This is a genomic window from Candidatus Caldatribacterium saccharofermentans (assembly GCF_050267035.1).
Lineage (GTDB): Bacteria > Atribacterota > Atribacteria > Atribacterales > Caldatribacteriaceae > Caldatribacterium > Caldatribacterium saccharofermentans.
Genome location: NZ_CP187957.1, coordinates 1,375,814 through 1,398,966, shown reverse-complemented (window position 1 = coordinate 1,398,966; position 23,153 = coordinate 1,375,814). Strand labels below are relative to the sequence as shown.

Annotated in this window: 30 protein-coding genes; all 30 read right to left on the bottom strand. The window is 57.3% G+C overall.

The features are described from left to right. Positions 1 to 4: 4 nt before the first annotated feature. From ACPT9Q_RS07080 to ACPT9Q_RS06935, 30 genes are read right to left on the bottom strand one after another with little or no spacing between them, the layout of a single operon-like run. On the bottom strand, positions 5 to 328 hold the full coding sequence (locus tag ACPT9Q_RS07080; protein WP_427365395.1) for a TetR family transcriptional regulator: 324 nt from the start codon (positions 326 to 328) through the stop codon (positions 5 to 7). Next, on the bottom strand, positions 319 to 1,764 hold the full coding sequence (locus ACPT9Q_RS07075) for a FapA family protein (protein ID WP_427365394.1): 1,446 nt from the start codon (positions 1,762 to 1,764) through the stop codon (positions 319 to 321). Before ACPT9Q_RS07075 ends, ACPT9Q_RS07080 begins: the two co-directional genes overlap by 10 nt. Further along, on the bottom strand, positions 1,736 to 2,506 hold the full coding sequence (locus ACPT9Q_RS07070; RefSeq protein WP_017873349.1) for a FliA/WhiG family RNA polymerase sigma factor: 771 nt from the start codon (positions 2,504 to 2,506) through the stop codon (positions 1,736 to 1,738). The genes ACPT9Q_RS07075 and ACPT9Q_RS07070 overlap by 29 nt, the downstream gene beginning before the upstream one ends. Next, positions 2,503 to 2,736 (bottom strand): hypothetical protein, encoded by a 234-nt coding sequence (locus ACPT9Q_RS07065; protein ID WP_017873350.1) that lies wholly within the window; start codon positions 2,734 to 2,736, stop codon positions 2,503 to 2,505. Before ACPT9Q_RS07065 ends, ACPT9Q_RS07070 begins: the two co-directional genes overlap by 4 nt. Further along, the gene (locus ACPT9Q_RS07060) at positions 2,733 to 3,209 is read right to left on the bottom strand and encodes a hypothetical protein (protein ID WP_017873351.1); all 477 of its coding nucleotides are present in this window, start codon (positions 3,207 to 3,209) and stop codon (positions 2,733 to 2,735) included. Before ACPT9Q_RS07060 ends, ACPT9Q_RS07065 begins: the two co-directional genes overlap by 4 nt. A gap of 1 nt (position 3,210) precedes the next feature. Beyond that, positions 3,211 to 3,834, bottom strand: coding sequence for a chemotaxis protein CheC (locus tag ACPT9Q_RS07055; protein WP_017873352.1), 624 nt, complete (start codon positions 3,832 to 3,834; stop codon positions 3,211 to 3,213). Between the two features lie 3 nt (positions 3,835 to 3,837). Then, complete coding sequence (locus tag ACPT9Q_RS07050; protein ID WP_427365393.1) at positions 3,838 to 4,638, bottom strand: CheR family methyltransferase; 801 nt, start codon at positions 4,636 to 4,638, stop codon at positions 3,838 to 3,840. Beyond that, complete coding sequence (locus ACPT9Q_RS07045; protein ID WP_427365392.1) at positions 4,619 to 5,677, bottom strand: protein-glutamate methylesterase/protein-glutamine glutaminase; 1,059 nt, start codon at positions 5,675 to 5,677, stop codon at positions 4,619 to 4,621. The genes ACPT9Q_RS07050 and ACPT9Q_RS07045 overlap by 20 nt, the downstream gene beginning before the upstream one ends. Further along, positions 5,674 to 6,324 (bottom strand): flagellar brake protein, encoded by a 651-nt coding sequence (locus ACPT9Q_RS07040; protein WP_427365391.1) that lies wholly within the window; start codon positions 6,322 to 6,324, stop codon positions 5,674 to 5,676. Before ACPT9Q_RS07040 ends, ACPT9Q_RS07045 begins: the two co-directional genes overlap by 4 nt. Further along, positions 6,321 to 8,369, bottom strand: a complete 2,049-nt coding sequence (gene flhA / locus ACPT9Q_RS07035; RefSeq protein WP_427365390.1) for a flagellar biosynthesis protein FlhA — start codon at positions 8,367 to 8,369, stop codon at positions 6,321 to 6,323. The genes ACPT9Q_RS07040 and flhA overlap by 4 nt, the downstream gene beginning before the upstream one ends. Next, a complete protein-coding gene (gene flhB, locus ACPT9Q_RS07030) occupies positions 8,366 to 9,436 on the bottom strand; it encodes a flagellar biosynthesis protein FlhB (protein WP_017873357.1) in 1,071 nt (356 codons plus the stop codon). The genes flhA and flhB overlap by 4 nt, the downstream gene beginning before the upstream one ends. Before the next feature lie 54 nt (positions 9,437 to 9,490). Continuing rightward, positions 9,491 to 10,225 carry a flagellar biosynthetic protein FliR gene (gene fliR, locus ACPT9Q_RS07025; protein WP_427365389.1) on the bottom strand — a complete coding sequence of 245 codons (735 nt, stop codon included), beginning with the start codon at positions 10,223 to 10,225 and terminating at the stop codon, positions 9,491 to 9,493. Positions 10,226 to 10,264: 39 nt separating this feature from the next. Then, positions 10,265 to 10,534, bottom strand: coding sequence for a flagellar biosynthesis protein FliQ (gene fliQ / locus ACPT9Q_RS07020; protein WP_017873359.1), 270 nt, complete (start codon positions 10,532 to 10,534; stop codon positions 10,265 to 10,267). A 6-nt stretch (positions 10,535 to 10,540) separates the two neighbouring features. Then, positions 10,541 to 11,290: a flagellar type III secretion system pore protein FliP gene (gene fliP, locus ACPT9Q_RS07015; RefSeq protein ID WP_427365388.1), complete on the bottom strand. Its 750-nt coding sequence runs from the start codon at positions 11,288 to 11,290 to the stop codon at positions 10,541 to 10,543. Between the two features lie 10 nt (positions 11,291 to 11,300). After that, positions 11,301 to 11,744, bottom strand: coding sequence for a FliO/MopB family protein (locus tag ACPT9Q_RS07010; protein WP_427365387.1), 444 nt, complete (start codon positions 11,742 to 11,744; stop codon positions 11,301 to 11,303). Continuing rightward, positions 11,741 to 12,775 (bottom strand): flagellar motor switch phosphatase FliY, encoded by a 1,035-nt coding sequence (fliY, locus tag ACPT9Q_RS07005; protein ID WP_427365386.1) that lies wholly within the window; start codon positions 12,773 to 12,775, stop codon positions 11,741 to 11,743. Before fliY ends, ACPT9Q_RS07010 begins: the two co-directional genes overlap by 4 nt. Beyond that, positions 12,772 to 13,758 (bottom strand): flagellar motor switch protein FliM, encoded by a 987-nt coding sequence (gene fliM, locus ACPT9Q_RS07000; RefSeq protein ID WP_427365385.1) that lies wholly within the window; start codon positions 13,756 to 13,758, stop codon positions 12,772 to 12,774. Before fliM ends, fliY begins: the two co-directional genes overlap by 4 nt. Positions 13,759 to 13,769: 11 nt before the next feature. Beyond that, positions 13,770 to 14,255, bottom strand: a complete 486-nt coding sequence (locus tag ACPT9Q_RS06995) for a flagellar basal body-associated FliL family protein (protein ID WP_427365384.1) — start codon at positions 14,253 to 14,255, stop codon at positions 13,770 to 13,772. Positions 14,256 to 14,268: 13 nt separating this feature from the next. Further along, entirely contained in the window at positions 14,269 to 14,988 is a 720-nt protein-coding gene (locus ACPT9Q_RS06990) for an OmpA/MotB family protein (protein ID WP_427365383.1), read from the bottom strand. A gap of 11 nt (positions 14,989 to 14,999) precedes the next feature. Next, positions 15,000 to 15,821: a motility protein A gene (locus ACPT9Q_RS06985; protein WP_427365382.1), complete on the bottom strand. Its 822-nt coding sequence runs from the start codon at positions 15,819 to 15,821 to the stop codon at positions 15,000 to 15,002. 3 nt (positions 15,822 to 15,824) lie between these two features. After that, positions 15,825 to 16,049 carry a flagellar FlbD family protein gene (locus tag ACPT9Q_RS06980; protein WP_017873781.1) on the bottom strand — a complete coding sequence of 75 codons (225 nt, stop codon included), beginning with the start codon at positions 16,047 to 16,049 and terminating at the stop codon, positions 15,825 to 15,827. 43 nt (positions 16,050 to 16,092) lie between these two features. Then, the gene (locus ACPT9Q_RS06975) at positions 16,093 to 17,310 is read right to left on the bottom strand and encodes a flagellar hook protein FlgE (protein WP_427365381.1); all 1,218 of its coding nucleotides are present in this window, start codon (positions 17,308 to 17,310) and stop codon (positions 16,093 to 16,095) included. Next, positions 17,307 to 17,699 carry a hypothetical protein gene (locus ACPT9Q_RS06970; RefSeq protein ID WP_427365380.1) on the bottom strand — a complete coding sequence of 131 codons (393 nt, stop codon included), beginning with the start codon at positions 17,697 to 17,699 and terminating at the stop codon, positions 17,307 to 17,309. The genes ACPT9Q_RS06975 and ACPT9Q_RS06970 overlap by 4 nt, the downstream gene beginning before the upstream one ends. Continuing rightward, complete coding sequence (locus ACPT9Q_RS06965; RefSeq protein WP_427365379.1) at positions 17,696 to 18,088, bottom strand: flagellar hook assembly protein FlgD; 393 nt, start codon at positions 18,086 to 18,088, stop codon at positions 17,696 to 17,698. Before ACPT9Q_RS06965 ends, ACPT9Q_RS06970 begins: the two co-directional genes overlap by 4 nt. 11 nt (positions 18,089 to 18,099) lie before the next feature. Further along, positions 18,100 to 19,545 (bottom strand): flagellar hook-length control protein FliK, encoded by a 1,446-nt coding sequence (locus tag ACPT9Q_RS06960; protein ID WP_427365378.1) that lies wholly within the window; start codon positions 19,543 to 19,545, stop codon positions 18,100 to 18,102. 4 nt (positions 19,546 to 19,549) lie between these two features. Next, positions 19,550 to 20,215 (bottom strand): MotE family protein, encoded by a 666-nt coding sequence (locus ACPT9Q_RS06955; protein WP_427365377.1) that lies wholly within the window; start codon positions 20,213 to 20,215, stop codon positions 19,550 to 19,552. A 2-nt stretch (positions 20,216 to 20,217) separates the two neighbouring features. After that, positions 20,218 to 20,691: a lytic transglycosylase domain-containing protein gene (locus tag ACPT9Q_RS06950; protein WP_427365376.1), complete on the bottom strand. Its 474-nt coding sequence runs from the start codon at positions 20,689 to 20,691 to the stop codon at positions 20,218 to 20,220. Next, positions 20,676 to 21,143, bottom strand: coding sequence for a flagellar export protein FliJ (locus tag ACPT9Q_RS06945; protein ID WP_427365375.1), 468 nt, complete (start codon positions 21,141 to 21,143; stop codon positions 20,676 to 20,678). The genes ACPT9Q_RS06950 and ACPT9Q_RS06945 overlap by 16 nt, the downstream gene beginning before the upstream one ends. Next, positions 21,140 to 22,459: a flagellar protein export ATPase FliI gene (fliI, locus tag ACPT9Q_RS06940; RefSeq protein WP_017873950.1), complete on the bottom strand. Its 1,320-nt coding sequence runs from the start codon at positions 22,457 to 22,459 to the stop codon at positions 21,140 to 21,142. Before fliI ends, ACPT9Q_RS06945 begins: the two co-directional genes overlap by 4 nt. Beyond that, positions 22,452 to 23,153, bottom strand: a complete 702-nt coding sequence (locus ACPT9Q_RS06935) for a FliH/SctL family protein (RefSeq protein WP_427366738.1) — start codon at positions 23,151 to 23,153, stop codon at positions 22,452 to 22,454. Before ACPT9Q_RS06935 ends, fliI begins: the two co-directional genes overlap by 8 nt.

Sequence of the window (23,153 nt, the reverse complement as noted above, 5' to 3'; positions counted from 1 at the left end):
ACTCCTAAGCCGTCGTGTCGATGAGATGCCCGAGCTCACCAGAGACTTCACGGCTCCCAGATGTTTGGGCTTCGGCCTCCCACGAAGAAGGAACTTTCGTTTTTGTCCCCTTCTCCCTTTCTTTCTTCCTCTTTTCCCTCAATTCACTCCGCTGTGCTTGTGGAGGGGAGGCCACAGTCTCCTCAACCTGCTGTGCTTGCCGAGCAAGTTCCTGAGCGAAAACCTGCCCCTGGGCACTCAGGGCACCTTCTTGAACTCGCTGTACCCGGGCAACCTCAGGCGCCCGGGTGACGACATTCTGCATGTTGACCGGGTCGATCACGACCATCCCTCCTTTACCCGGGGCCGCTCGAAGGACCCAATGACCACATCCTTATCCTTTTCATAAAAGGAAGCGTAGACGATTTCGTCCCGCACGATATAGGTGAATTTCCCGATGGTGATGCGGACCTGGGGGTACACTTTCTCTTCAACGAGCACCTTGCCCTCATGGTGCTCGAAGACCTCCTCGATTTCTGCCAGCCGCTCCATATAGATTTTCTCCTGCTCCCGGGCAAGCTCATAGGCTTCCCTTGCTCTCTTCAGCGCCTCAAGGAGTTTTGGCTCAAGACAGGCTCCGCTTTTTTGTTTTCGCCAGGCAAGCTGGAAAACTTTTTCCGCTTCCTGGATGGTTTCCTTAGCCTTTTTGAGATTATCCTGAATCCTCCTGTACTCCTCCTGGATCTCGGGATCAAGACCCACAACCACCTCAGTCCTCGTTCCCATGGGGGATCCCAGAACCTTCACCCAGACGAGATTCCCCGCTTTGGTCACCCCACCAGCGAGAAGCCCCTTTTTCCCCCGGACGATCACGTTCCTTCCTGCCGAGAGGAAGCTGTGGAGCGCTGCCTCCTCCACCAGGATATCTCCCCGGGCCTTCACCGTAGCGTTCTCCACCACCCGCACGATGACGTTGCCTTCCGCCTCCACCACACCTTTATCCCCTCCAAAAAATCCCCTCCGGATGCGGACATTCCCCCCAGCCTTGATGGTTGCCGCCTCAACGCTTTCCCAGACCTCGATATCCCCCTCAGCAGAGACGGAAAACCCCGAACGCACCGTCCCTCGCACCACCACCGACCCGACGAAATGGACGTCTCCGGTCTTCGGCCCCACATCACCGTCAATCTCAAAAAGGGGGAGAACGGAAACGACCTTCCCCACCACCACCGGACGCCCCGAAACCTTGGCAACGGCTTTCTCCCCACCCTCAATGAGCTCCACGTTCTTCCCCGCCCGGATTTTTGCCGGACGCCCAGGAGGTGCGGGAACCTCCTTCCCAAAGACATTTTTCCCCGGGATGCCTTCTTCTGGAGGAACGAGTTCAGCCACGAGATCCCCTGCTCGGACTTCAGGGATGTGGAGAATACCGAAGAGTTCTTTCTGGCTTTCCGGCTCCTCAAAGAAATCCCGGTGAACCTCCTCTTCAAAGAGGTACCGGACTTCCCCATCTTTCCCGCGTTGGGGTCGAATACCCTCAGCCACAAGGTAGTGACCAGAGTTTGCAAGAAGCAGTTTTCCCCGCTCCTGTACTTCTTTCGTGAGACCAAAAACGATGCCTTTGCGATGGAGGTACTCCTCAAGCTCCTCGTAGGGAGCAAGGTCGTCCTCTGTGAGGGGTTTTTTGACCACGATTTCTGCCCGCATGCCATCGGTGGGCACAAGAAGCTGGAAAAACCCGTCCTGCTCCAGACCATCAAGGAGCTTTTTCTCGTCTTTCTCCACGCTGCCTTCCCTCCCACTCCTCAAGACGCACTCGAAGACGAAGGAGAGTCCGGGAAAGAATCTGGGAAACCCTCCCTTCGCTCACCGAAAGCACCTCACCAATTTCCCTGAGAGTCAAACCCTCAAAGTAGTAGAGGCTCAGGATGAGCCGTTCCCGCTCAGGCAGCTCATCAATGAGCCGCCCGAGGTACTCGAGAAGCTCCCGGTCCTCAAGTACCTCCGAAGGGTCAGGCACTTCCCCAAGGTCCTCGACCTTTTCTTCCTCTCCGAAAAACAGCGCCGGCTTTCCCTGTTCCACAAGCCAGGTGATTTCCCGAAGAGAAAGCCCTGTGGCCTCAGAGAGGTCCTCAAGGGTGGGTTCTTTCCCTTTGTCTTTTTCCCACCGGCGCCATGCCTCAAGCACCCGGCGCAGATCCTGGCGCTCACCCCGGGTGAGGGGGTCGAGACTTCGGAGGTAATCCAGGATGGCCCCCCGGATGCGGGAGAGGGCATAGGTCTCAAAACGCACGCCCCTGTGGGGTTCAAACCGGTCAAGGGCCTGCAAAAGCCCAAGGATACCGTATCCCTCGAGGTCCTCCCGGTCGATGTACGGGGGAAGGAGGTAGAGAATGCGACCCACGACGATTCGCACGAGAAAAAGGTAGTGTTCGAGAAGCTTTTCCCGGGAAGCCTTATCACGCCGGGTGAGAAAATCGCTCCAGAGCTTCTCCACATCCTCAGACTTCTCAACGATGTTCATCATGAGCTCTCACCTGTCTTGTCCTGGGGGATGCCCTGTCGCATAATCCAGAAAAAGTAGGCAAAAAGGAGGGCATACACCACCCCGAAAAGCACGGGAAGCCGCACGCTTAAAGCCCAGAGGCTCATGCCCCGGAGTATCCCCAAAAGCACATACCCCAGGACAAACGCCCAGGCCCCAAGAAGGGCAAAAAGCTGCGCCAGGCTCCTCCGGTACCGTCTCTCATCCCTCATATCACCATGACATCCCGCCCGAGGATTTTGATCTCGAGTCTCCCATCCTCAAGGTAGAAGAAAATGCTCCGCCCCCGGTTCCCTCCGACATCCTCACCCTTCAGAGGAATTCCAAGAACCTTCAGGGCTTCCTTAACCGCCTCGGCGTTGCGCTTGCCAATGTCAAAGAGCGTATCCGCTCCGGAGAACATCTTCGCTCCTCCCGAAATCTTGGCGAAAATATTCCGCCGGCTTGCTCCTGCTTTCTCGACCTCCGCAAGGAGCGCTGGAACCGCCGTGTCAGCGAATTTAAAGGGATTGCTCTGGCCAGGGAGGTGTTCGGGAAGGAGAACATGCACCATCCCCCCGATTCTCCGCACCGGATCGTACAGGCACACCCCCACACAGGAACCAAGCCCAAGGACACAGAGAACATCCTCTGGATCATTGCTCACCCGGTACTCTGCCATGCCGACAGCGATTTTCCGTGCCATGTCACACAACCCCTAAGGCCTGAAGGATGATCTCTAAAGACCCCGTGTCCGGGATGAGCATGAAGTACCCGGTAATCCGGTCCTCCTCCTCCACGAAAACCGTCTCGATGAGGAGGGCGTAGTCGCTGTGCTGGGAAATCTCGATGAGAACGACGTCCACAATGGCACCGGCCATATCCACGGCAATAGCGGGAACGGAGTGGTTGAGGTGGAGCCCGGTGAAATCCGCCAGAGCCGAAAGGTACGAGGACGATAGAATATTCCCAATTTCCCCCATGGCCGATGAGGCGAGCTCGTCCATGGAGAGAATCTGGTCCCTTGAGGGTGCCATATCTCCAAGGAGGATGCGCATGATTTTCAGGGCATCGTCAATGGTCATGACAAAGAGGATGTGCCCCGCAAGGGCACCGAAAACGCTCAGATACACCCCCAGGACTTCTTTCTCCGGCCCTCCAAGCCACTCAGGGACGTCTTTTAAGGGGAGAATCCTCACAAGAGGCACTTCCATGTTGACCCTCTTTCCCACCATCTTGGAGAGGGCTGTGGCCGCATTTCCCGCACCGATATTCCCGATTTCCTTCAGGGCATCAAGCTGCATTTCGTTGAGGTCTTCAAAGAGGACCATCGCTCACCCCTTCCCCTCTTTCCGGTAAAAAAACGGCAGAACATACCGGAGCCCAAAATTTCCAGGGTTGGCAATCCGTTCTGTGCTCCCAATCCAGAGATATCCTCCCACCCTGAGCGCTTCAGAAAGCTTGCGGAAGGCCACCTCTTTGGCCCGATCCTCAAAGTAAATCACCACGTTCCGGCATACCACAAGGTCAAAGGTTTCTCGAACCGGGTCCTGGAGGAGATCATGGTGTTCGAACACCACACGTTTTTTCAGGAAAGGCACAATCTGGAAACGACCATCCTCAAGCCGCTCGAAATAACGGGCAAGGTACTCAGGCGGAACGTTCCCCAGGTACTGCTCCACGTACACCCCCCGTCTCCCCTGCTCTAAAGCGTCGTCGTCAATGTCAGTGGCCCAGATGCGGTAGGGCTTTTTGACCCCCATCTCCTCAAGGAGGATAGCGATGGAGTACGCCTCGCTCCCTACCGAACACCCGGCGCTCCAGATGCGGAGCACCGGTCCACCACCTGAAAGCATCTCGGGGAGGATGCGCTGCCGCAGGTCCTCAAAGCGCTCGGGGTTTCGGAAAAACTCCGAGACGTTGATGGCGAAACGGTTCTTGAAGTCCTCAAGAACCTCAGGTCTGGTCTCAAGGAGCCTCACGTACTCGGCCACATCCCTTGCCCCTGCCCGGAGCATAATGAAGTGCAGCCGGCGACGGAGCTGATTCTCCTTGTAATAGGAAAGGTCAATCCCGGTGAGCCTGCGAACCACATGCCGCAAAAGCGCTAAATCCTCACTCCGTATGGTCTCCACGGCGATCCCACTCCACGATGGCTCTGCCAATTTCCTCGATGGGGAGCACAAGGTCCGCAAGGCCCTCTTCGATAACCGCCCGGGGCATGCCGAAAATGAGGGAGGTCTTCTCGTCCTGGGCAATTACCGTTCCCCCCCGGGCCTTGAGCTTTCGGCAGCCCTCAAGGCCATCCTTCCCCATGCCAGTGAGAATCACAGCCAGCACCCGGTCACCGAAGACCTCAACGAGAGAAGAGAGGGAAATATCTGCGCAGGGCTTCAAACCCTTGAGTGGGGGACGGTCGTCAAGCACCAGGCGCCGGTCACCATTGACAACGAGGTGCTTCCCCCCTGGAGCCAGAAAGGCGTGGTTGACGAAAATCGCCTCTCCCCCCTGGGCCTCCCGCACCGGGAAAGGCGCAAGGTCACTCAGGCGGTCGGCAAGGCTTTTCGTGAAACCCGGGGGCATGTGCTGGACAAGGACCATACCGCTTTGGCGCAGGGGCGAAAGGCCCTGCATGAGAATCTGCAGGGCCCTTGGTCCTCCTGTCGAAGAAGCCACAAAGACCACCCGCTGGGATTCACGCTGTACTTCTTCCCTGTGAACTCGTTTCTTCAGCGCTCCGGCACACCCTGTGCACTTCCGAACCCGCTCAAGGGGAATGGTGCTCACGGCCTTCACCTTCTGGATGATCTCCTCTTTTTTCCGGTCAATATCCAGGGAAATCGCTCCCGAAGGTTTGGGAATGAAATCGAGTGCCCCAAGCTCAAGCGCCTGCATGGTGATTTCGCTTCCTTCCTGGGTCAGGGCGCTGAGCATGATGACCCGGAGAGGCCGTTGGGGAAGGGTTCTCCTCAGGAATTCCAGGCCGTCCATACGGGGCATCTCCACATCAAGGAGCACCACATCGGGGGAAGCAGTGGGAAGCATCTCCAGCGCCTCCATCCCGTCCCGGGCCAGGGCCACCACCTCGATTTCAGGGTCAGTCTCCAAGAGATCCTTCACTATCCGCCGCATGAACACCGAATCGTCCACCACCATGACCCGTACCGGCTTCATCGCTTCAAAAGCCCCTTTCTCCGGAGTTCAATCTGTTTCTGGAAGATGTACTTGATGATATCCTCCCGGTCCCGATCGGTGATTTCACTGAACTGGAAGGCATAAAGCCCCGGACCGTCTTTCCGTACTACCTGAGCCCGGCCAACGATGTCTCTGCCGTCAAGGGATAGAAGAAAGAGGAGTTCCTCTTTAGGCTCGAAAACATCCCGCCCTTCCCGCAGCTGCACGAGCATCCCTCCGCCACTGATGTTCTTCGTGGTGCCCGGAAAGGCCCTTTCGGCTTTCTTCAAAAGAACCGGAAGCACCGCCTCAAAACGAACGTAGTTACGGCGCTGTTTGCGAACGACCTTCTCCGGCATGGCGAAGACCACATAGGCGATGTTCCCTCGCTTGACCCGATCCTGCACTTCCCCCTCAAAGAAAAAAACTTCGTTGTCACCGATGACGTACACCTCGAGAGTCTCGCCAATGCCCACCGGGACAAGCGTTCCCCGCTCCTGGGGCGCAGCAAACCAGAGTCTTTCCCCGTTCACGAACTCCAGGCGGCTTGGATAGTACACGATTTCAGTTTCCCCTCTGTCATTCCGCCGACGCACCCCAAGGCTTGCCTTGCGATTCGGCCGGAAAATGCGCTCTGCCTCCATCATTCTTCTTCCTTCACAACCCCCTCCACCCGGACCTCCACATCCCGGGGAATCTCTTCAAAGGCCAGGACCACGAGTTGCGGCAAGGAACCGGAAAAGAGATTCCGGATGTTCCTCCTCATTTTACCAGGAACAAGGAGGATTGGGAAATGCCCAAGGCTTGCCATCTGTTCCATCTTCCTTGAAAGGCCTCCCAGGATTTTCCGGAAGCGCTCTGGAGAGAGCACCTCTTCTCCAGTAAAGACCCGACCGAGAAAGGCCTCAAGGTTGGCATCGAGGGTGAGCACATGGAGCTTCCCGTCGTCTCCCAGGTACTGCCGGACAATGCTCCGGGAGAGCCTCCGCCGTGCCGCCTCGATGAGCTCCTCGATGCTCTTTGCCTGTCTTGCAGAGTCGGCCAGAGCCTCAAGAATGAGCACAAGGTCACGAATGGGAACCTGCTCTGCTAAAAGCCCCTGCAGAACCTTCTGCAGGTCTCCTAAAGACAGCACATGGGGGATGAGCTCATCCACCACCGCCTGGTTCACCCGCTTCACCTGCTCAACGAGAAGCTGCACATCCTGCCGGGTGAGGAGCTCCGCCGCATGGGATTTCAGAACCTCCGCAAGGTGAGTGATAAGGACCGATTCCGCATCAACCAGGGTGAATCCTGCGATTTCTGCCGTTTCCTTCTGTGCCTCGCTCACCCAGTATGCTGGGAGGTGAAAGGCCGGTTCCCGGGTGGGGATGCCCTCGATGGGGACCGCCTCTCCCTGGGGGTGGAGCGCCAGGTAATGGCGGGGCAGAATTTCCCCCTGGGCAACTTCAACCCCCCGGATTTTGATCACATACTGGTTGGGGCGAAGGCGAAGGTTATCCCGCACCCGGATGGGAGGGACCACAAACCCCTTGTCTTTGGCCATGTTGATGCGCATCTGGGTGATTCGCTCAAGAAGGGTTCCTCCACTCTGCGGGTCCACAAGGGAAACCAGGGCATATCCGATTTCGAGTTCAACCGGGTCCACCTCGATGAGACGGGCGATTTCCTCGGGGCTTTTGGGGAGTTCCTCTCTCTTTGGCGGCTGGGGTGGCTCTTTCTTGGGTTTTTCCCGACCCTGCACCAGGAAAAATGCCCCAGCGAGGCTGGCAAGAAGCAGAAAAGGCACTTTTGGGAGACCCGGGACCGCTCCAAGGAAAAGGAGCAAAAGCGCGGTCAAAAGCACTGCCCGGGGGGTCTGAGTGAGCTCCCTCGTGACATCCTGCCCGAGGTTCTCCTCGCTTGCTGCCCGGGTGACGATGAGGCCACTTGCGGTGGAAATGAGGAGGGCCGGAATCTGCGCCACAAGGCCATCGCCCACCGTCAAAAGGGCATAGGTCTGGAGGGCGTCCTGTAAGTTCAGACCCCGCTGGACTACCCCGACCACAATGCCCCCCAGGAAATTGATCATGGTGATGATGAGGCCAGCAATCGCATCGCCCCGAACGAACTTGCTTGCCCCGTCCATGGCTCCGTAGAAATCGGCCTGCCGCTCAATTTCCCGGCGCCGACGACGGGCCTCCGCTTCATCGATGAGTCCTGCATTTAAGTCCGCATCAATACTCATCTGTTTCCCCGGCATGGCATCGAGGGTGAACCGGGCCGCGACTTCGGCAATGCGGTTGGCGCCGTTTGTGATGACCACAAACTGAATAATGACGAGGATGAAGAAGATGATGAATCCAACGACGTAATTCCCCCCCACCACGAACTGCCCGAAGGCAGCGATGAGCTTTCCTGCATAGCCCTGGAGGAGGATGAGCCGGGTTGTGGAGACGTTCAGGGCCAGGCGAAAGAGGGTAGCAAAAAGGAGCAGCGAGGGGAAGACCGAGAACTGGAGGGGATTCGTGATGTAGGTGGTGACAAGGAGGGTCATGACCGAGAGGGTGAGGTTACAGCTTAAGAGGAAATCAACGAAGAACGGAGGAAGGGGGATCACCATCATGAGGATGATGAGGATGAAAAGGAAGGCAAAGAGGAAGTCACTGCTTCTTGTCGTTCGCTCAAGGACCCGCCCAAGCGCTTCCCTCACAGGGACCTCCCCTCCCGAGCCGCCTGAAGGCGGTACACAAAGGCGAGAATCTCCGCCACCGCCCGGTAGAGGAATTGGGGAATCTCCTGACCAACTTCACAGAAACGGTAGAGGTCCCAGGCTACCTCCTTGTTCTCCACGATGGGAACACCGTGTTCCCGGGCAATGGCTTTGATTCTCTCGGCAAGGAGCCGTTTTCCCTTGGCCACAAGGACCGGAGCCCGCATCTTCCCCCGCTCATACCGCAACGCACAGGCCACGTGCACCGGGTTCGTGACCACCACCTGAGCTTTTGGTACTTCCTGCATCATCCGCCGACGCGCGAGCTCCCGCTGACGGGTCCGAAGACGGGACTTCACAAGGGGGTCTCCTTCAGTTCGCCGGTACTCTTCCTTGAGTTCTTCCCTGGTCATCCGGATGTTCCGCTCGTACTCAAAGCGCTGGTAAAAAAGGTCAAAAAACCCCACGGCGAGGAAGAGCCCTCCAAGGTACAGCCCAAGTTTCCTCACAAGCCCCCCGGAGGTTCGAAGAGCCTCCGGAAGTTCCATCCCCAGAAGGTCCCCAAAAACCGGCAGTGACCCCCGAAGAACGACATAGGCAAGGAGGATTCCCAGAAAAGTTTTCAGGGCCACCTTGAGGAACTCCACAACCGTGCGAAGCGAAAAGAGCCGTCCCATGCCCTGCAGGGGGTTCACCTGGTCAAAGCGGGGCCGAAGCCGCTCGAAAGAGAACACAAAGCCCGTCTGCACAAACCCCAGGAAAACTCCCACTCCCAGAGCCAGGGCCACAAAAGGCGCCACAGCCTGCACGAAGTACGCCCCCCCAAGGCGGAGCACCGAGCTTGCCCAGGAGAAATCCGGGGAAGGAGGAAGTCGCTCCGTCCAGAGCACTGCAAAGCACTCCTCGAGTTTTTGGGCAAAGTACGGAAGAAAGGCCCCCAGGGCGAGGAAAAGCGAGAGGAAATGGAAGCCGCTTGCAAAATCAATGCTCACCGGCACCTGACCCTTCTTCCTCAGCTCTTCCCGGCGCCTCGGCGTTGGAGCTTCGGTCTTTTCCTGAGCAGGCATGGTTACCCTCCTGAGGCTTCTTCCAATCCTTGTAGATAAAAAAATTTGCCACCTTCAGGGGGCACCGAGCACGCGAAAGAAGGCCCGAATGAAGAGATCCAGAGCGCTCTCAAGGACGGGAAAGATGTAAGGGAACGTCGAAAGCGCGATGAAGAACCCCACACCGATATTGAGCGGGAGACCCACGATGAAGACGTTCATCTGGGGAATGGCCCGGGAAAGCACGGCAAGGGTGAAGTTGGCAAGAAACAGTGCCACAACCACCGGTGCCCCAAAACGCAAAGCGAGCAACATCACCTCTCCCACAAGGCGCACGAATGAGGGGGCAAAATCCGCCTGCAGGGTGAAGGTTCCGGGGGGGATGAGAGCAAAGGAGCGCACAAGCCCAAGAAGGGTCATCCGGTACCCTCCGATTCCCAGGTAGTACATGGTGGCTAAGAGAAGGTAGAATTGCCCCATAACGGAAGACCCCAGGTTCGACAGAGGATCCACCACGTTCACATAGCTGAAGCCCATCTGGAAGTCGATAATCTCCCCCGCAATCTGCACCGAAGAAAACACAAGATTCGTCACCACGCCAAAGACTGTGCCCAGAAGTACTTCCCGGAAAAGCGAAAGAAGATACGCTCCAGAAAACCCTGAGAAAGTCGGAGCACTCTCCCGAACAAGGGGCAGACACAAAAACGCAAAAAGCGCGGAAAAGCCAATCTTTACATGAGGTGGAATGAGCCGGCTCTGAAAAACCGGAGCGGTGAGGAAGAGTCCAAGGCAGCGCGCGAGAAGAAGCAAAAAAAGCAGGAAGTCTTTTAGAGAAAACACCATACCGCTTTACCGGAAGAGCAGGGGGAGATTCCAGAAAAGCTCCCGGGCAAAATCAAGGAGTGTCCGGGCCATCCAGGGCCCAAGGAGAACACCAATGACGATAACGGCAAGGATCTTGGGGACAAAGGTCAGGGTGAGCTCGTGGATCTGGGTTACGGCCTGGAAAATGCTCACGAGAATCCCCACAAGCAGGGCCACACCAAGGACCGGAAGGGCAATCTTGAGGACCACAAGGAGCGCTTCCTGTCCCACGGCGAAAAAGAGTTCTTCAGTCATGGCACCTCACCGGAAACTCAGAACAAGCCCCCGGGTGACGAGGGCCCAGCCGTCGATGAGCACAAAGAGGAGAATCTTGAACGGCAGGGAAATGAGCACAGGAGGAAGCATCATCATCCCCATGGACATGAGGATACTCGCCACCACCATATCGATGATGAGGAAGGGCACGTAAATGAGAAACCCCATGGTGAAAGCCGTCTTGAGCTCACTCACGATGAAGGCCGGAATGAGCACATGGGTGGGGATGTCCGCCTGCGTTCTCGGCCGGGGAAGACCGGAAAGCGACACCATGAGGGCAAGGTCACGTTCTTCAGTCTGGCGAAACATGAACTCCCGGAGGACACCGATACCCCGCTCCAGAGCCTCTTTTTGGGAAATGGTCCCCGCAAAATAGGGAGCAAGCGCCTCGCTCTGGATACGGGAGAAAGTCGGCGCCATGACGAACGCCGTGAGAAAGAGAGCAAGGCCGATGAGCACAGGGGTGGGAGGAATCTGCTGGGATCCCAGGGCATTTCGAACAAATCCAAGGACCACCACGATCCGGGTGAAAGATGTCACCATAACAAGCAGCGCCGGAGCAAGGCTCAGGACCGTGAGGAGCAAAAGAATCTGAAGGGAGAGGGCAAAGTCTTGAGGTGTACCCTCCTTTGGGGGCTCAATGATGACCCGGGGTAGAAGAGGTAGAGGAAGCTCCTGAGCCCAGGCCTGAGCAAAAAAGAGCACAAAAACGACCAGAAAACCCCAGAACGTCACTTTCTGCCACTCAACTTGGGGGAGAGGATTTGCGGAAAATCCGCTCCAGGTACCCTGAGAAACTCTCTGCTTTCGGCTGTTCCACGAGATCCTCAGCATCGAGCTCCAGAACCTCCCGTACTGCACTGCCTGTATGGGCGATCACCACGATGCGTTTCCCCACCTCAAGGAGGTACAGGGTGAGATTCCCCCGCAGGGGCAGGACATCAAGGAGGCGCATGTAACGGGAAGCAGAAAAACGAAGGCTACCTCCCGAGTACCGGCGAAGGAGATACGAAACCCCCCAGAGCATACCCGCCACCACGAGAAAGGCAAGGAAAAAGCGAACAATACTCACCCCTTCCCCCCAGGACGAAGGAGGGGTGACCTCCGGAAGATGCAGTCCCTCCTCGGCAAAAGCCACTCTGGGAAAGAGGGCGAAGAACATTGCAAACTCTGGGAACAATCTCCTCATATCCGTGTCTCCCGGATGCTCCGCATCCGTTCCTCAGGACTGACAATCTCCGTAATCCGGATACCAAAGTTCTCCTCAATCACCACGACTTCGCCCCGGGCAAAGAGGACATCGTTCACGTAGAGGTCCACCGGCTCTCCCGCGAGTTTATCAAGCTCAATGATGGACCCAGGGCCAAGGTCGAGGATTTCCCGCACCGAAAGCCTGGTCCTCCCAAGCTCCACCACAAGCGGCAGCGTCACGTCAAAGAGAAGCTCAAGATTTGCCCGTTCTTGAGACTCACCACGTTTTTTGAATTCCACGAACTCCACCGGCTGGGCCTTCACCTTTGCTCTCTCCTTTTCCTCGCGCTTGCCCTTTTCCTTTTCTTCCAGTGGTTCCTCCCGCACCTGGGTACCCTCTACTCCGGCGAATACCTCTTCTGTCGTCGTTTCTTCCGGCAAAAGTACGGCTACGATTTCCCGGGCAAAGGACAGGGGGACAATCTGGAGCATGGTGCTGTCGATGACATCCTCAACGTTCAAGCGGAAATGAATCACCGCGAAAAAGGGTTCCTTCTGTTCTTCAAGCCAAGCTTGTTCTACGGCTTCAGCGTCCTGCCAGATGGTCTCGGGAGGGGAGATGTTGATTCGCCTTCCCAGAAAATCCGACATCGCCGTACAGGCTGAACCCATCATCTGGTTCATGGCCTCTGAAATGGCACTCAGCTCGATCTCCCCGAGAACTTCCGGAAGCCCCTCCTTCCCATCCCCTCCCATCATGAGGTTCACCATGACCCTGGCATCCTCCTCTTTCACAAAGAGGAGGTTCTCTCCCCGGAGTCCTTCCTGGTACACCACCCGAACGAGGAGATGACGCTCGGGAAAGAGTTCGGGAACTTTCTCCTTTGCTACAACCTCAACCTCGGGGACGGTGATCTCCACCCGCTTCCCCAGAAGGCCACTCAGGGCTGTAGCCGCTGACCCCATGGAGATATTGCCGAGTTCCCCAATGACATCCCGTTCCTGAGCACTCAGGATTTCCTCACTCATTGCCCTTCCTCCTCCACGTACTCGGTGACCTTCACCGCCAGGCGCCGGCCACTTCTTCCTGGAAGCCCTCGCATTTTCACCCGTTTCCCCACGTAAACCTCAAGAGGTTCATGAACCCTCCGGTCAAGAAGCAGGACGTCCCCCACCTCAAGCGCAAGGAGCTCCCGAAGCCGGATACGGGCCTCCCCGAGCTTCACCCAGACCGGAAGCCGAACTCGCTGAAGCCAGTGTCTGATGTTCTCCTGAGCCCTGGCGTCGTAGCTTTTCCGGGAAGCAAACCACAAAGAAGCGCTGAGCTTCTGGGCTATGGGTTCCACGACGATGTACGGAATACAGACCGTCATGACCCCGCTGCGCTCTCCTACCTCAACCTCGAAAGAAAAAAGCACCACCATGTCGTTCCCCGAGACAATCTGCACGAATTCGAGGTTCGACTCCAGGTTCTCCACCCTCGGGTCGATCTGGTAGATGTTTGCCCAGGCTTCTTTGAGGGCACTCATGAGCCGCTCCACAACTTCAAGCATGATCCGGTTCTCGATTTCCGTGAGGGGACGAAGATTCCCAGGAGGTGCTCCCACCCCTCCAAGGAGCCGGTCAATCATGGAAAATACCACGTCAAGGCTCATCTGCAGGACGCACCGTCCCTCAAGAGGAGGGATGGAGAAAACGCAGACGAAAGTGGGGCTGGGAACAGAACGCACGAACTCATCGTAGGTGAGCTGGTCCACGGAAACAAGGTCAATCTGCAGGCGGCTCCGGAGAAACCCCGCAAGATTCGTCGCTCCGAGGCGAGCAAAAGTCGAGAAAATCATGTGGAACGTTCGGATCTGGTCCTTGGAAAACTTCTCCGGACGGCGGAAGTCGTAAACCTTGAGACGGACCTCGGGTTTTGCCTCTTCCTTGATTTTCTCCGCTTCCGCCGCACCAGAACTCAGTGCTCGAAGCAGGGCGTCAATTTCTTCTTGCGAGAGGATTTCCCCCATGTTCCCACTCCCTACTGCATGACAAAGTCCAGAAAGTACACGCTCTCCACTTCCCCCTGAGTAAGCATCCCGTTGATGCGCTCGGCGATGAGGCGCTTCAGGCGTTCCTTTCCTTCGGGAGTCGCCAGGTCCTCAGAAGTCTGGGCACTGAGAATCATGATGATGGCGTCCCGAATCTCCACACTCTTTTTCCGGAGTTCGTCCTCGGCTCTCTGATTGGTCAAGGCGACGCTGATGACCGCCTTGAGGTAACGGAGGTTGTCCTTGTCCGCAAGGTTTACGAGGAAATTCCCCTCAAAGGTGTAGATGATGGGCTCCTTTGCCCGAACCTTTCTGGGTGCATCTTCTTTTGGCGCAAGGAATCCACTCTGTTTCAGGAAATTGTACCCCATGAAGCCCACCATGGCGAGGACAAGGATAAGCAGGATGCTCTTCAGGGAAAACCCCTTCTTTTCCTTCTTCTCCTCTCCGGCAACCTCTTCCGCTCTCTTCGCCATCGGTTCTTCCTCCTTACTCCTCCCGGAGGATAACCACCTCAACCCTCCGGTTCTTCCGCCGGTTCTCCTCGTTCGTGTTGGGAACAAGAGGATGGTACTCTCCATATCCTACCGCAATGAGACGCTCGGGGGGAATCCCCTGCTTCTCGATAAGGTACCGCAAAACGGCAATGGCCCGGGCTGCGGAGAGCTCCCAGTTTGAGGGGAATTGAGGTGTATTGATGGGGAGATCACAGGTGTGCCCCTCGATGCGGACAGCATTGGGAATCTTTTTCAGGACTTCAGCAAGGGCATCGAGAACTGGAATCATCTCCGGACGGAGGTTCGCTCTACCGATGTCGAAGAAGACGTTATCGAGGAAGGTCACCACAAGCCCCCGCTCGTCAATCCGAACGCTCACCTTTTCCGGTGAGAGTTGCGCTTCCTGGATGAGTTTCCGCTCAATTTCCTTCATGAGCCCGACGAGTTTCAGCTGCACCACTCCTGAGGGACTGAGCTGGCTCGGAGGTTTAGGAACGGGAATTTCTGAGGGGTGGAAGACCCGCGGCCCTCCTTCAAGGACACCTAAGGCTCCCTGAATGGAGGACACAATCTCCTTGAACCGGGCAACGTCAATGGTGGAAAGGGCAAAGAGAAGGACGAAAAAGCACAGAAGCAGCGACATGAAATCCCCATAGGTCAGCGACCAGAGCGGTGCACCAGGTGGTACCTCTTCCTCGCGTCTCTTCGGCACTGGAACTCACCTCACGCCTCTCTTGTCTGCCGGAGGGGAATGACCCGCTCCTGACCCTCCCGGGTCCGTTCAAACTGCTCCCGAACTTCCGGAGCAAAGAAGGACTTGAGCTTCTCCTCAACAATCCTCGGGTTATCCCCAGCCTGAATGGAGAGGATACCCTCGATGATGACCTCCTTGAGGAGCACCTCCTGGGAACTGCGGAGTTTGAGTTTGTTCGCCACCGGAAGGCAGAAAAGGTTTGCGATGAGCGCCCCGTAGAGGGTGGTGAGGAGGGCCACCGCCATCCCCGGCCCAACCTTCTTGGGGTCGTCAAGGTGAACGAGCATGGCTACAAGGCCGATGAGGGTTCCGATGAGCCCAAAGGCCGGGGCAAAACTCGCCATGGTTTCAAACACTGCCCGTCCGGTTTTGTGGCGTTCCTCCATGAAGAGGAGCTCCGTTTCAAGGATGCTTTTGAGGAGCTGGGGGTCTGTACCGTCCACTACAAGCTGAATACCCTTCTTGAAGAAGGGGTCGTTGAGGCGTTCAGCCTCCTCTTCAAGGGCAAGAAGCCCCTCTTTTCGGGCCTTCTCCGCCAGCGCCACAAGCGTCCCGATGATTTCTGAAGGATCGGGGAGTTTCTCCTGCATGGCAATCTGGAAGAGCTTCATGGCCTTCATCACCTGGTTGAGGCGAAAGCTGATCATGGTGGCGGCCAGCGTTCCCCCACCAGTGATGAGGATAGAGGGGATGTTGATGTAAATCTGCATGTTCCCTCCGGCAGAGCTCAGCATGCCCCAGAAAACGAGAACAATTCCGATACCGAGTCCGGCCAGCGTCGCTATGTCCATGGCTTACTCCTCCGTTCCTTTCTCCAGGGTTCCGATGAGAATCTTCCCCACTCCCGTTTTCCTCCGGAATTCCACGATCCGGTCGATCACCTCCTCGACTTTTTCCCGCACCACGTACTTTTTCCCCGTCACCAGGGAAATGACCGTATCCGGCGTGGCTTCAATGGTCTCGATAAGGTCTGCGTTGAGCACGAACACCGAGCCATTGAGCCTCGTGAGCGCAATCACTCCCTCTCACCCCCAGAAGGGGGGAGGAAACCTCCCCCTCACCTTACCGCTTGATGTTGATGAGGTCCTGGAGCATTTCATCGGATGTAGTGATGACCCGGGAATTGGCCTGGAACCCTCGCTGAGTGACGATCATATTGGTGAACTCCTGGGCCAAATCAACGTTGGACATCTCCAGAGCTCCCACGGCGATGCTCCCCCGGCCGCCGGAGTTCGCCGGACCGATGCTCGGAAGCCCGGAGTTGTTGGAAATCTGGTAGAGGTTACCACCTTGCTTGAGCAGTCCCCCGGGGTTGGGGAACGTGGCCAGGGCAATCTGGGCTAGGGGTTTGGACTGGCCGTTTGTAAAAATCCCGGTGATGACCCCGTTGGAGTCTGTGGTCACCATATCCAAAGACCCTGCTTCGTACCCATCCTGGAAGCTGATGTACGCTGAGGGGTTCCCACCAAACTGGGTGAGCGCCGAAAAATCAATGGCAAGGTTGAGCGCGTTAGCCCCGGGAATGGCGAACGTCGCCGTTCCTGTGCCTCCTGAAGCCACAAGGCCGTCAGGCCCAAAGGTAATGGTCCCGGATCCTCCTGCTCCTCCCCCATCAAGAGTGGCCTCCCAGGTCCACTCATTGGCATTCGCCGTCTTTGTGAAGGTGACGGTGAGGGTGTGGACATTCCCCAGAGAATCGTACACCTGGGCACTGGTCACCCAGGTATCGTTTTCCTGAGCATTGGCGTTGAGATTCCCTTCAAAAGCGATGTTTTCCGTGGCCTTTGGCTTCATCTGGGCCCCCACAGGGATAAAGATATCCTGGAGGGCTTTTGTGGTATCGATGACTCCATTGGCATCAGCCAGCCATCCCTGAACCCTCAGGCCGCTTGCGTTCACGAGCGAACCATCGGCAGAGAGCTTGAAGGCGCCATCCCGGGTGTAGTACACCTGGCGCCCGTCGCTCACCACGAAGAACCCATCCCCCTGGATGGCAAAGTCCGTGGGGTTATCGGTCGTCTGTAACCCTCCCTGGGTGAAGAGGGTGTCGATGCTGCCAATGCGCACCCCAAGGCCCACCTGCTTGGGGTTCACCCCTCCGGCTCCCCCAGCCTGGGGGCTCCGGGCACCCTCAATGGTCTGGCTCAGGATATCCTCAAACGTCACCCGGCTGGCCTTGAAGGCCACCGTGTTGACGTTGGCGATGTTGTTGCCGATAACGTCCATCCGGGTCTGGTGGTTCTTGAGACCGGAGACCCCGGAAAACAACGACCGCATCATGGCTTTCGAACCCCCCTTCCGCAGGCCCCCGACTCCGCGGACCGGCCTGCCGTATTCATGAAAAGTGCAGAATCGATATGGGTAAAGACCCGATTTTCGTTCTCCACACAGGTGATAACGGTGCGCTCCGGAACGTTCACCACAAAGGCAACACCGTCGATAACGATGAGAGACGTTCTGCCACCTTTTGCCTCAAGGGTCCGGAGACCTTCCTCGAGTTTCTCTCTGACTTCCTGAGAGAGCGGGATTGCCCGTTCCTCGAGTCTTCGCCTTGCGTGCACCGAAAAGGTGATTTCCTGGTCAAGGATGCGCTCAAAAGGAAAGGCGCTGCCCTTCTGTGGGGGAGAACTCCGAGAACCTTCGGCAATGCCTCGTACCCGCTCGATCATGCACCCTCAACCCCCACGAGGTCTGTCATCGGGTACGGCGAATCCCCCAAAAGCACGTACACTGTTTCATCCCGAAGCACCACCCCTGAGACAACTCCACTCGTTCCATCCTTCAGGGTTACCGTTTTCCCCACCAGGTTCCCTGCCTGGACGAGGAGAAGAGCAACCATGCTTTTGTTCAGGTTCTGAATACCCTCAACTGTTGAGAACTGGGCAAGCTGCAGAGCAAGTTCCTGATCTCCCAGGGGCTCCAGGGGGTTCTGGTACCGGAGCTGGTACACAAGGAGTTTCAGAAAAGCGTACTTGTCAAGGGTTGTCCGGCTTTTTGATGCCGTGGTTTCCGTGACGTTTCCCGAAGGTACACCCTGGATTCCAGAAAGCGGTGCCATCGCCCTCACCCCTATACCAGGAAATTCACTTGAGAAACTTCTGGATCCTCAAAAGGTACCTCGTCATCTCCGTCCCTCTCCAGAGCCCTGGTCCACTGGAAGTTCGAAAAAGCGTACGTGTTCTGACCATCTCCAAAGAAATTCGCAAAAGGCATCCCCAAAGCGTCGAAATGCGCCTCAAGGACTGGCAGGTATTTTAGGAGGAGTTCCCGGGTTTCAGGGCTTGACACTTCCCAGAAGCAGCGAATCTGCCCTTCCTGCTCCTCAAGGCGGACGACGATAGTCCCAAGGTGTTCCGGCTCAAGACGGAGCACCACTTCCTTCTGACCTCTGGTTTCCGAGGCCACCTTCAGCACTTCTTCAAAGACCTTGGCAAAGTCTTTGGGAGAGGCCACCGAAACCCTGACGTCCTGAGATATCGCGTGCTCCGCATTCCTTGCCGGGACGAAAGAAGGCGTCATGCCTTCCTCAGAAGAGGTGGTGCTGTCTTTCGCCGTGTCTTTCCTCACCCCAAGGACCGGGGTGGCAGCCTTTCCCCTGAAAGACGTGGCTGTCTCCGGGGAAGTCGCAGAGTCTCCCTGCTGAGAGAGCCCGGGGTGCTTCCGGGAAGAAGCTTCAGGTGCTTCCACGAAGGCTTCGTCTTCACCTTCAGAAGAGCCATCCTGCACCAGAGACTCGCCTTCGGCGGCCAAAGAAGGAGCAGTGTCCTGGATTGGGAGTTCACCCTCAGTGGTCAAAGGAAGAGGGACATCCTGGGTTGGGGGCTCATCCCCGGTGACCGGAGAGGAAGCGTTCTCCAGCACAGCTTCTGGCTCATCCATACTTTCCTGAACGGGAACATCCGTCACCTCCACGGAGGATACCGCAGCTTCGTTCTGTCCGTTTTCTGGCAAAGACCATCCGCACTGGAGCCTGGCACACTGAGGCTTTTCCTCTGAGTTCTCCGCAATCCACGTCCTGAGGTTCTCAAAGAGCATGGTGAAGAACTCCACAAGGGCTTCCTTTTCCCCCTCGATGGAGAACGAGAACACCCCGTTTGCATCCCGGGCACCACTCACGGTCACATTGCCTTCCCCAAGGCGAAGTGTCACGGTGAAGTTCTCCACCATCTCCAGGGCATCGGAAAGGAGCGTGGAAAACTCCTGCAGGGAATCCTGGACTCCTTCTACCCCCAGGGAAGTCACACCCGGGCAACTCAGGGATACGTTACTCTGGGTGCTCAGAGGACACGGAAGGGGCGCATTCTCTGCGCTCTCTGTGTTCCCGCACGAAGCGCTACAGGACTTCACCACAGGGAACGGGGATGGTACGGCGAAAAGACCGGTACTACTCAAGTACGTATCGAGGAATGCGCTAAAGTCCCCTGCGCCCGCCGGTGTGGCCTTTTTGACTGAGCTTTCGCCCGGTACGGATCCCTCAAGGACCGGGATACTGGGAATACAGCAAAAACCGCTCACCCTGTCACCTCCCCTCACGCATTTTCTTCAAAACCGACGCAGCTTTCTCCACACTCATGGCGTTGAGAATCCGGGCCGCATCTCGCTCTTTCATGGCGGAAAGAACCTGCACCACCTCCTCATCGCTCCATTGCTCCAAGATTTTCGCCGCATCCTTCGGCTCCATGGCACTGTAAATCCGGGCCACCCGGGAGAGGTTCCCTGAAGGGGACGGAGAGGGAGAGGGAACCTCGGGGGTGACTCTAGGAACCCCTGCCGTCCCTTCCATCGCCTCCGGCAGTGGACTCACCACCACCGCCACCGGAGATTCCTGAACATCCGTTCCTTCCTGAATCTCTTCGCCCTCCCTCTTGTCCTCTGCAGGAGGCGTACTCTCAAGGGTTGGCCCCGGATACAGGACTTCTGGCGTCCCAGAGGGCAGTGCCATCTCGGAGGAAGTCTCCCGCTGGGCCTCGACTTTGCCTTTACCAAAGGGTAGAAACCGCAAAAATGGGAGGTCTACCATCCCGGTGAACTGGAGAAAGACAAGAAAGGTCACGCCAAAGACGAAAAGCAAAAGCACCGTCTCCCCTGCGTTCCCCTTTTTCTTTGGGGTCTTTGTTGAGCCGACACTTCCAGCGGCGACTTTCTCCCGGGCTATTCGGGGCGCCTTTTTCCCTTTTTTCTCCACCCTCACCCCTCCAGGACTTTCCGGATGAACTCCTGAGTCTCCTTAAAGGGGGGAACCCCTCCGTACTCTCGCACCCTCCCGGGACCGGCATTGTACGCCGCAAGGGCGAGCTCCAGGTTCCCAAAGCGGTCGAGGAGTCCCCGGAGGTACCGTACCCCTCCCTCGATGTTTTCCCGAACATCAAAAGGATTCACAACCCCAAGATCCCGACACGTTTCAGGCATAAGCTGCATGAGCCCCATGGCCCCCTTGGGTGAAATTGCCCTGGGGTTCCCACCCGACTCCACCTGAATGAGCTTGCGAACAAGTGCCGGACTCACCCCGTACTTTTCCGCACATTCGGCGATGACCTCTTCAAAGGAGGGCGAGGAAGAAGAACCCGTAGCACGGGTTTCTGCTTGTCCTAGACTACGGACACCGAACCGTCGTTCAATCTCCTGAATGCGGGAAAGCACCCGCGCTACATTCCCGAACACTGGTCCTCCCTCCGGGCATACCGCTGCACGGCAATCTCATCAAGGGCCTTCTGGTTGTTCCGCTCAACCTCTACAGTGAAACGCTCGTAGTCCTTTTCCCGGAGTTTCTCCAGAACCTTCCGCTCCATGGCGGCGGCGACGAGTTCCTCCCGGGTCTGGCGAATCTGTTCCTCGAGGGAACGGAGGTACATCCGCAGCCGCTCCACCTTTAGCCGGAGGTTCTCAAGGCACCGTTCGTAGAAGATTTCCTCTTCAATGGCCACAGCCCCTTCTTGCTCGCGCTTTGCCCGCCGCTCTGAAAGGAGTGCCCGCTCTTCTTCCTCCATGGCGGAGAGGTGAGCCCGCTGGGACTCGGCGAGCCGCTCGAGCTCAGCAAGTTTGACCTCGATGAGCTCCTCCTTCAGCCGACAGGTGTCGAGCACTTTCTGGAGCCGGAAGTGATACCCCTTCATTCAACAACCTCCCCGAAGAGTTCTTCAAGCCGCCTGAGAGTCTCCTCAAAGGGCGCAGGTTCATCAATCCCCTGGCGGAGGAACTCCCGAACCCGGTCGATCACAGAGAGGGCGTAGTCAATCCGGGGGTTGGACCCCCGCTCGTAGGCCCCGATGTTAATGAGGTCTTCTGCATCCTGGTACACTGAGAGCACCTCCCGGAGTCTCTGGGCCATGGCCTGGTGTCTTGGAGTGGTGATATCGGGCATGAGACGGCTCACGCTCTGGAGGACGTCAATGGCCGGATAGTGGCCTGAAAACGAGAGTTTCCGAGACAAGACGATGTGGCCATCGAGAATGGACCGCACAGTGTCAGCAATGGGATCGTTCATATCGTCTCCTTCAACGAGCACCGTGTACAGTGCCGTGATGGTGCCCTGGGCGAAATTCCCCGTCCGTTCCATGAGACGGGGGAGCATGGTGAAAACCGACGGGGTGTACCCCCGGGTTGTGGGAGGTTCCCCCACCGCAAGGCCCAGTTCCCGCTGGGCCATAGCCAGGCGTGTCACGGAGTCCATCATGAAGAGGACGTCCTTGCCCTGATCCCGGAAGTACTCGGCAATTGCAGTGGCACAGAACGCCGCTTTAATACGCAGGAGGGGGGCCTGGTCGGAGGTCGCCACCACGATGCAGCTTCTCTTCAGCCCTTCTTCCTTGAGGTCCCGTTCGATGAACTCCTTGACTTCCCGTCCTCGTTCCCCCACAAGGGCAATGACGTTCACCTCGCTCTGGGCCCGGCGGGCAATCATCCCAAGAAGCGTGCTTTTACCCACACCGCTTCCTGCAAAAATCCCAATTCGCTGCCCTTTCCCACAGGTGAGGACAGCGTCAATTGCCCGGATTCCCAGGGGGAGAATCTCCCGGATGCGTCGCCGGGAAAGGGGGTTTGGGGGATCGCACTCTAAGGGGTATTCGTCCTCCACCTCGAGGGGCCCCTTGCCATCGATGGGTTCTCCCAGAGCATTAAGGACTCTTCCCAGAAGCCCCGCACCCACCTTGACCCGTCCCTTCTTCCCCAGGGCCACAACTTCGCTCCCAAGCTCTATGCCGTTACGCTCTCCCAGGGGCATGAGGAGCGTCCGTTCCCCCCGGAACCCCACGACTTCTGCGAGGACTTCTCTCCCACCTTCCCGGGAGCGAATGGCGCAGACCTCTCCGAGACTGCAGGACGGTCCCTGAGCCTCAATCACAATCCCCACCGACTGCACTACCCTGCCGTTCACCCGGAGTGTCTCAATGTCCCGGAGGCGCTCAAGAACCCTCGCAAGGTCAAACATGGTCTCCCTCCTCGAGGATACGTGTTACTTCCTCCCGAAGCACGGCAATCTGGGTCTCCAGCCGGGCATCAACGTTCCCAAACTGTGTTTCCACGATGCACCCACCCCGCCGTATCCTGGGGTCCTCCTTCACTTCCACGAACTCCAGCCCCTCGATCCTACGGAAGAGGTCATCCTTGAGGTCCCGCACAAGGAGGTACTCCTCGGGGTTCACCCGGATCACCACTCGTTCTCTCTGGGACAGACGAAGGAGGGCCCGCACGATGGTCTCCTCCACAAAGGGTGCCCGTTCCGCCTCCCGACCAATCACTTTCTCTGCCAGGGCAAAGACGAGGTTCAGGAGGGGTTCTTTCAGCGCCTGCCAGTTGAGTTCTCGCGCTTTTCGGAGTTCCTTTATCCATCCCTCGAGAATACCCACCCGTTCCTCCCAGGACCTGCGCAGCGCCTCCCGGGCCTCGTTCTCCCCCTTCCGCCGTCCCTCTTCCTCCGCCCTTCGACGGATGGCTTCTTCTTCGCTTCTGGCCTGCTCGAGGATGCGCTGGGCTTCCCTCTGAGCCTCCCTGAGGACCATTTCCCTGAGCTCTGCAAGCTCCTCAAGGGAGGGGAGAGGTCGCTCCTCTCCAGTGCAGTCAGAAGGCTCGTCCTTTGGCCCCACAGGGAAAGAAGAACGAAGAAGCTCCACGTGCTTGTACAC

Bases quoted from the DNA above. Each gene is read 5' to 3' on its own strand.
- ACPT9Q_RS07060 (WP_017873351.1), bottom strand. From the start codon at position 3,209: ATGGCACGGAAAATCGCTGTCGGCATGGCAGAGTACCGGGTGAGCAAT.
- ACPT9Q_RS07080 (WP_427365395.1), bottom strand. From the start codon at position 328: ATGGTCGTGATCGACCCGGTCAACATGCAGAATGTCGTCACCCGGGCG.
- ACPT9Q_RS07040 (WP_427365391.1), bottom strand. From the start codon at position 6,324: ATGATGGAGGCAGAGCGCATTTTCCGGCCGAATCGCAAGGCAAGCCTT.
- ACPT9Q_RS07070 (WP_017873349.1), bottom strand. From the start codon at position 2,506: ATGATGAACATCGTTGAGAAGTCTGAGGATGTGGAGAAGCTCTGGAGC.
- ACPT9Q_RS07065 (WP_017873350.1), bottom strand. From the start codon at position 2,736: ATGAGGGATGAGAGACGGTACCGGAGGAGCCTGGCGCAGCTTTTTGCC.
- fliQ (WP_017873359.1), bottom strand. From the start codon at position 10,534: ATGACTGAAGAACTCTTTTTCGCCGTGGGACAGGAAGCGCTCCTTGTG.
- ACPT9Q_RS07010 (WP_427365387.1), bottom strand. From the start codon at position 11,744: ATGAGGAGATTGTTCCCAGAGTTTGCAATGTTCTTCGCCCTCTTTCCC.
- ACPT9Q_RS06995 (WP_427365384.1), bottom strand. From the start codon at position 14,255: ATGGCGAAGAGAGCGGAAGAGGTTGCCGGAGAGGAGAAGAAGGAAAAG.
- ACPT9Q_RS06985 (WP_427365382.1), bottom strand. From the start codon at position 15,821: ATGGACATAGCGACGCTGGCCGGACTCGGTATCGGAATTGTTCTCGTT.
- ACPT9Q_RS07055 (WP_017873352.1), bottom strand. From the start codon at position 3,834: ATGGTCCTCTTTGAAGACCTCAACGAAATGCAGCTTGATGCCCTGAAG.
- fliM (WP_427365385.1), bottom strand. From the start codon at position 13,758: ATGGGGGAAATCCTCTCGCAAGAAGAAATTGACGCCCTGCTTCGAGCA.
- ACPT9Q_RS06945 (WP_427365375.1), bottom strand. From the start codon at position 21,143: ATGAAGGGGTATCACTTCCGGCTCCAGAAAGTGCTCGACACCTGTCGG.
- fliI (WP_017873950.1), bottom strand. From the start codon at position 22,459: ATGTTTGACCTTGCGAGGGTTCTTGAGCGCCTCCGGGACATTGAGACA.
- ACPT9Q_RS06970 (WP_427365380.1), bottom strand. From the start codon at position 17,699: ATGATCGAGCGGGTACGAGGCATTGCCGAAGGTTCTCGGAGTTCTCCC.
- ACPT9Q_RS06965 (WP_427365379.1), bottom strand. From the start codon at position 18,088: ATGGCACCGCTTTCTGGAATCCAGGGTGTACCTTCGGGAAACGTCACG.
- ACPT9Q_RS07045 (WP_427365392.1), bottom strand. From the start codon at position 5,677: ATGAAGCCGGTACGGGTCATGGTGGTGGACGATTCGGTGTTCATGCGG.
- flhB (WP_017873357.1), bottom strand. From the start codon at position 9,436: ATGCCTGCTCAGGAAAAGACCGAAGCTCCAACGCCGAGGCGCCGGGAA.
- ACPT9Q_RS06975 (WP_427365381.1), bottom strand. From the start codon at position 17,310: ATGATGCGGTCGTTGTTTTCCGGGGTCTCCGGTCTCAAGAACCACCAG.
- fliY (WP_427365386.1), bottom strand. From the start codon at position 12,775: ATGAGTGAGGAAATCCTGAGTGCTCAGGAACGGGATGTCATTGGGGAA.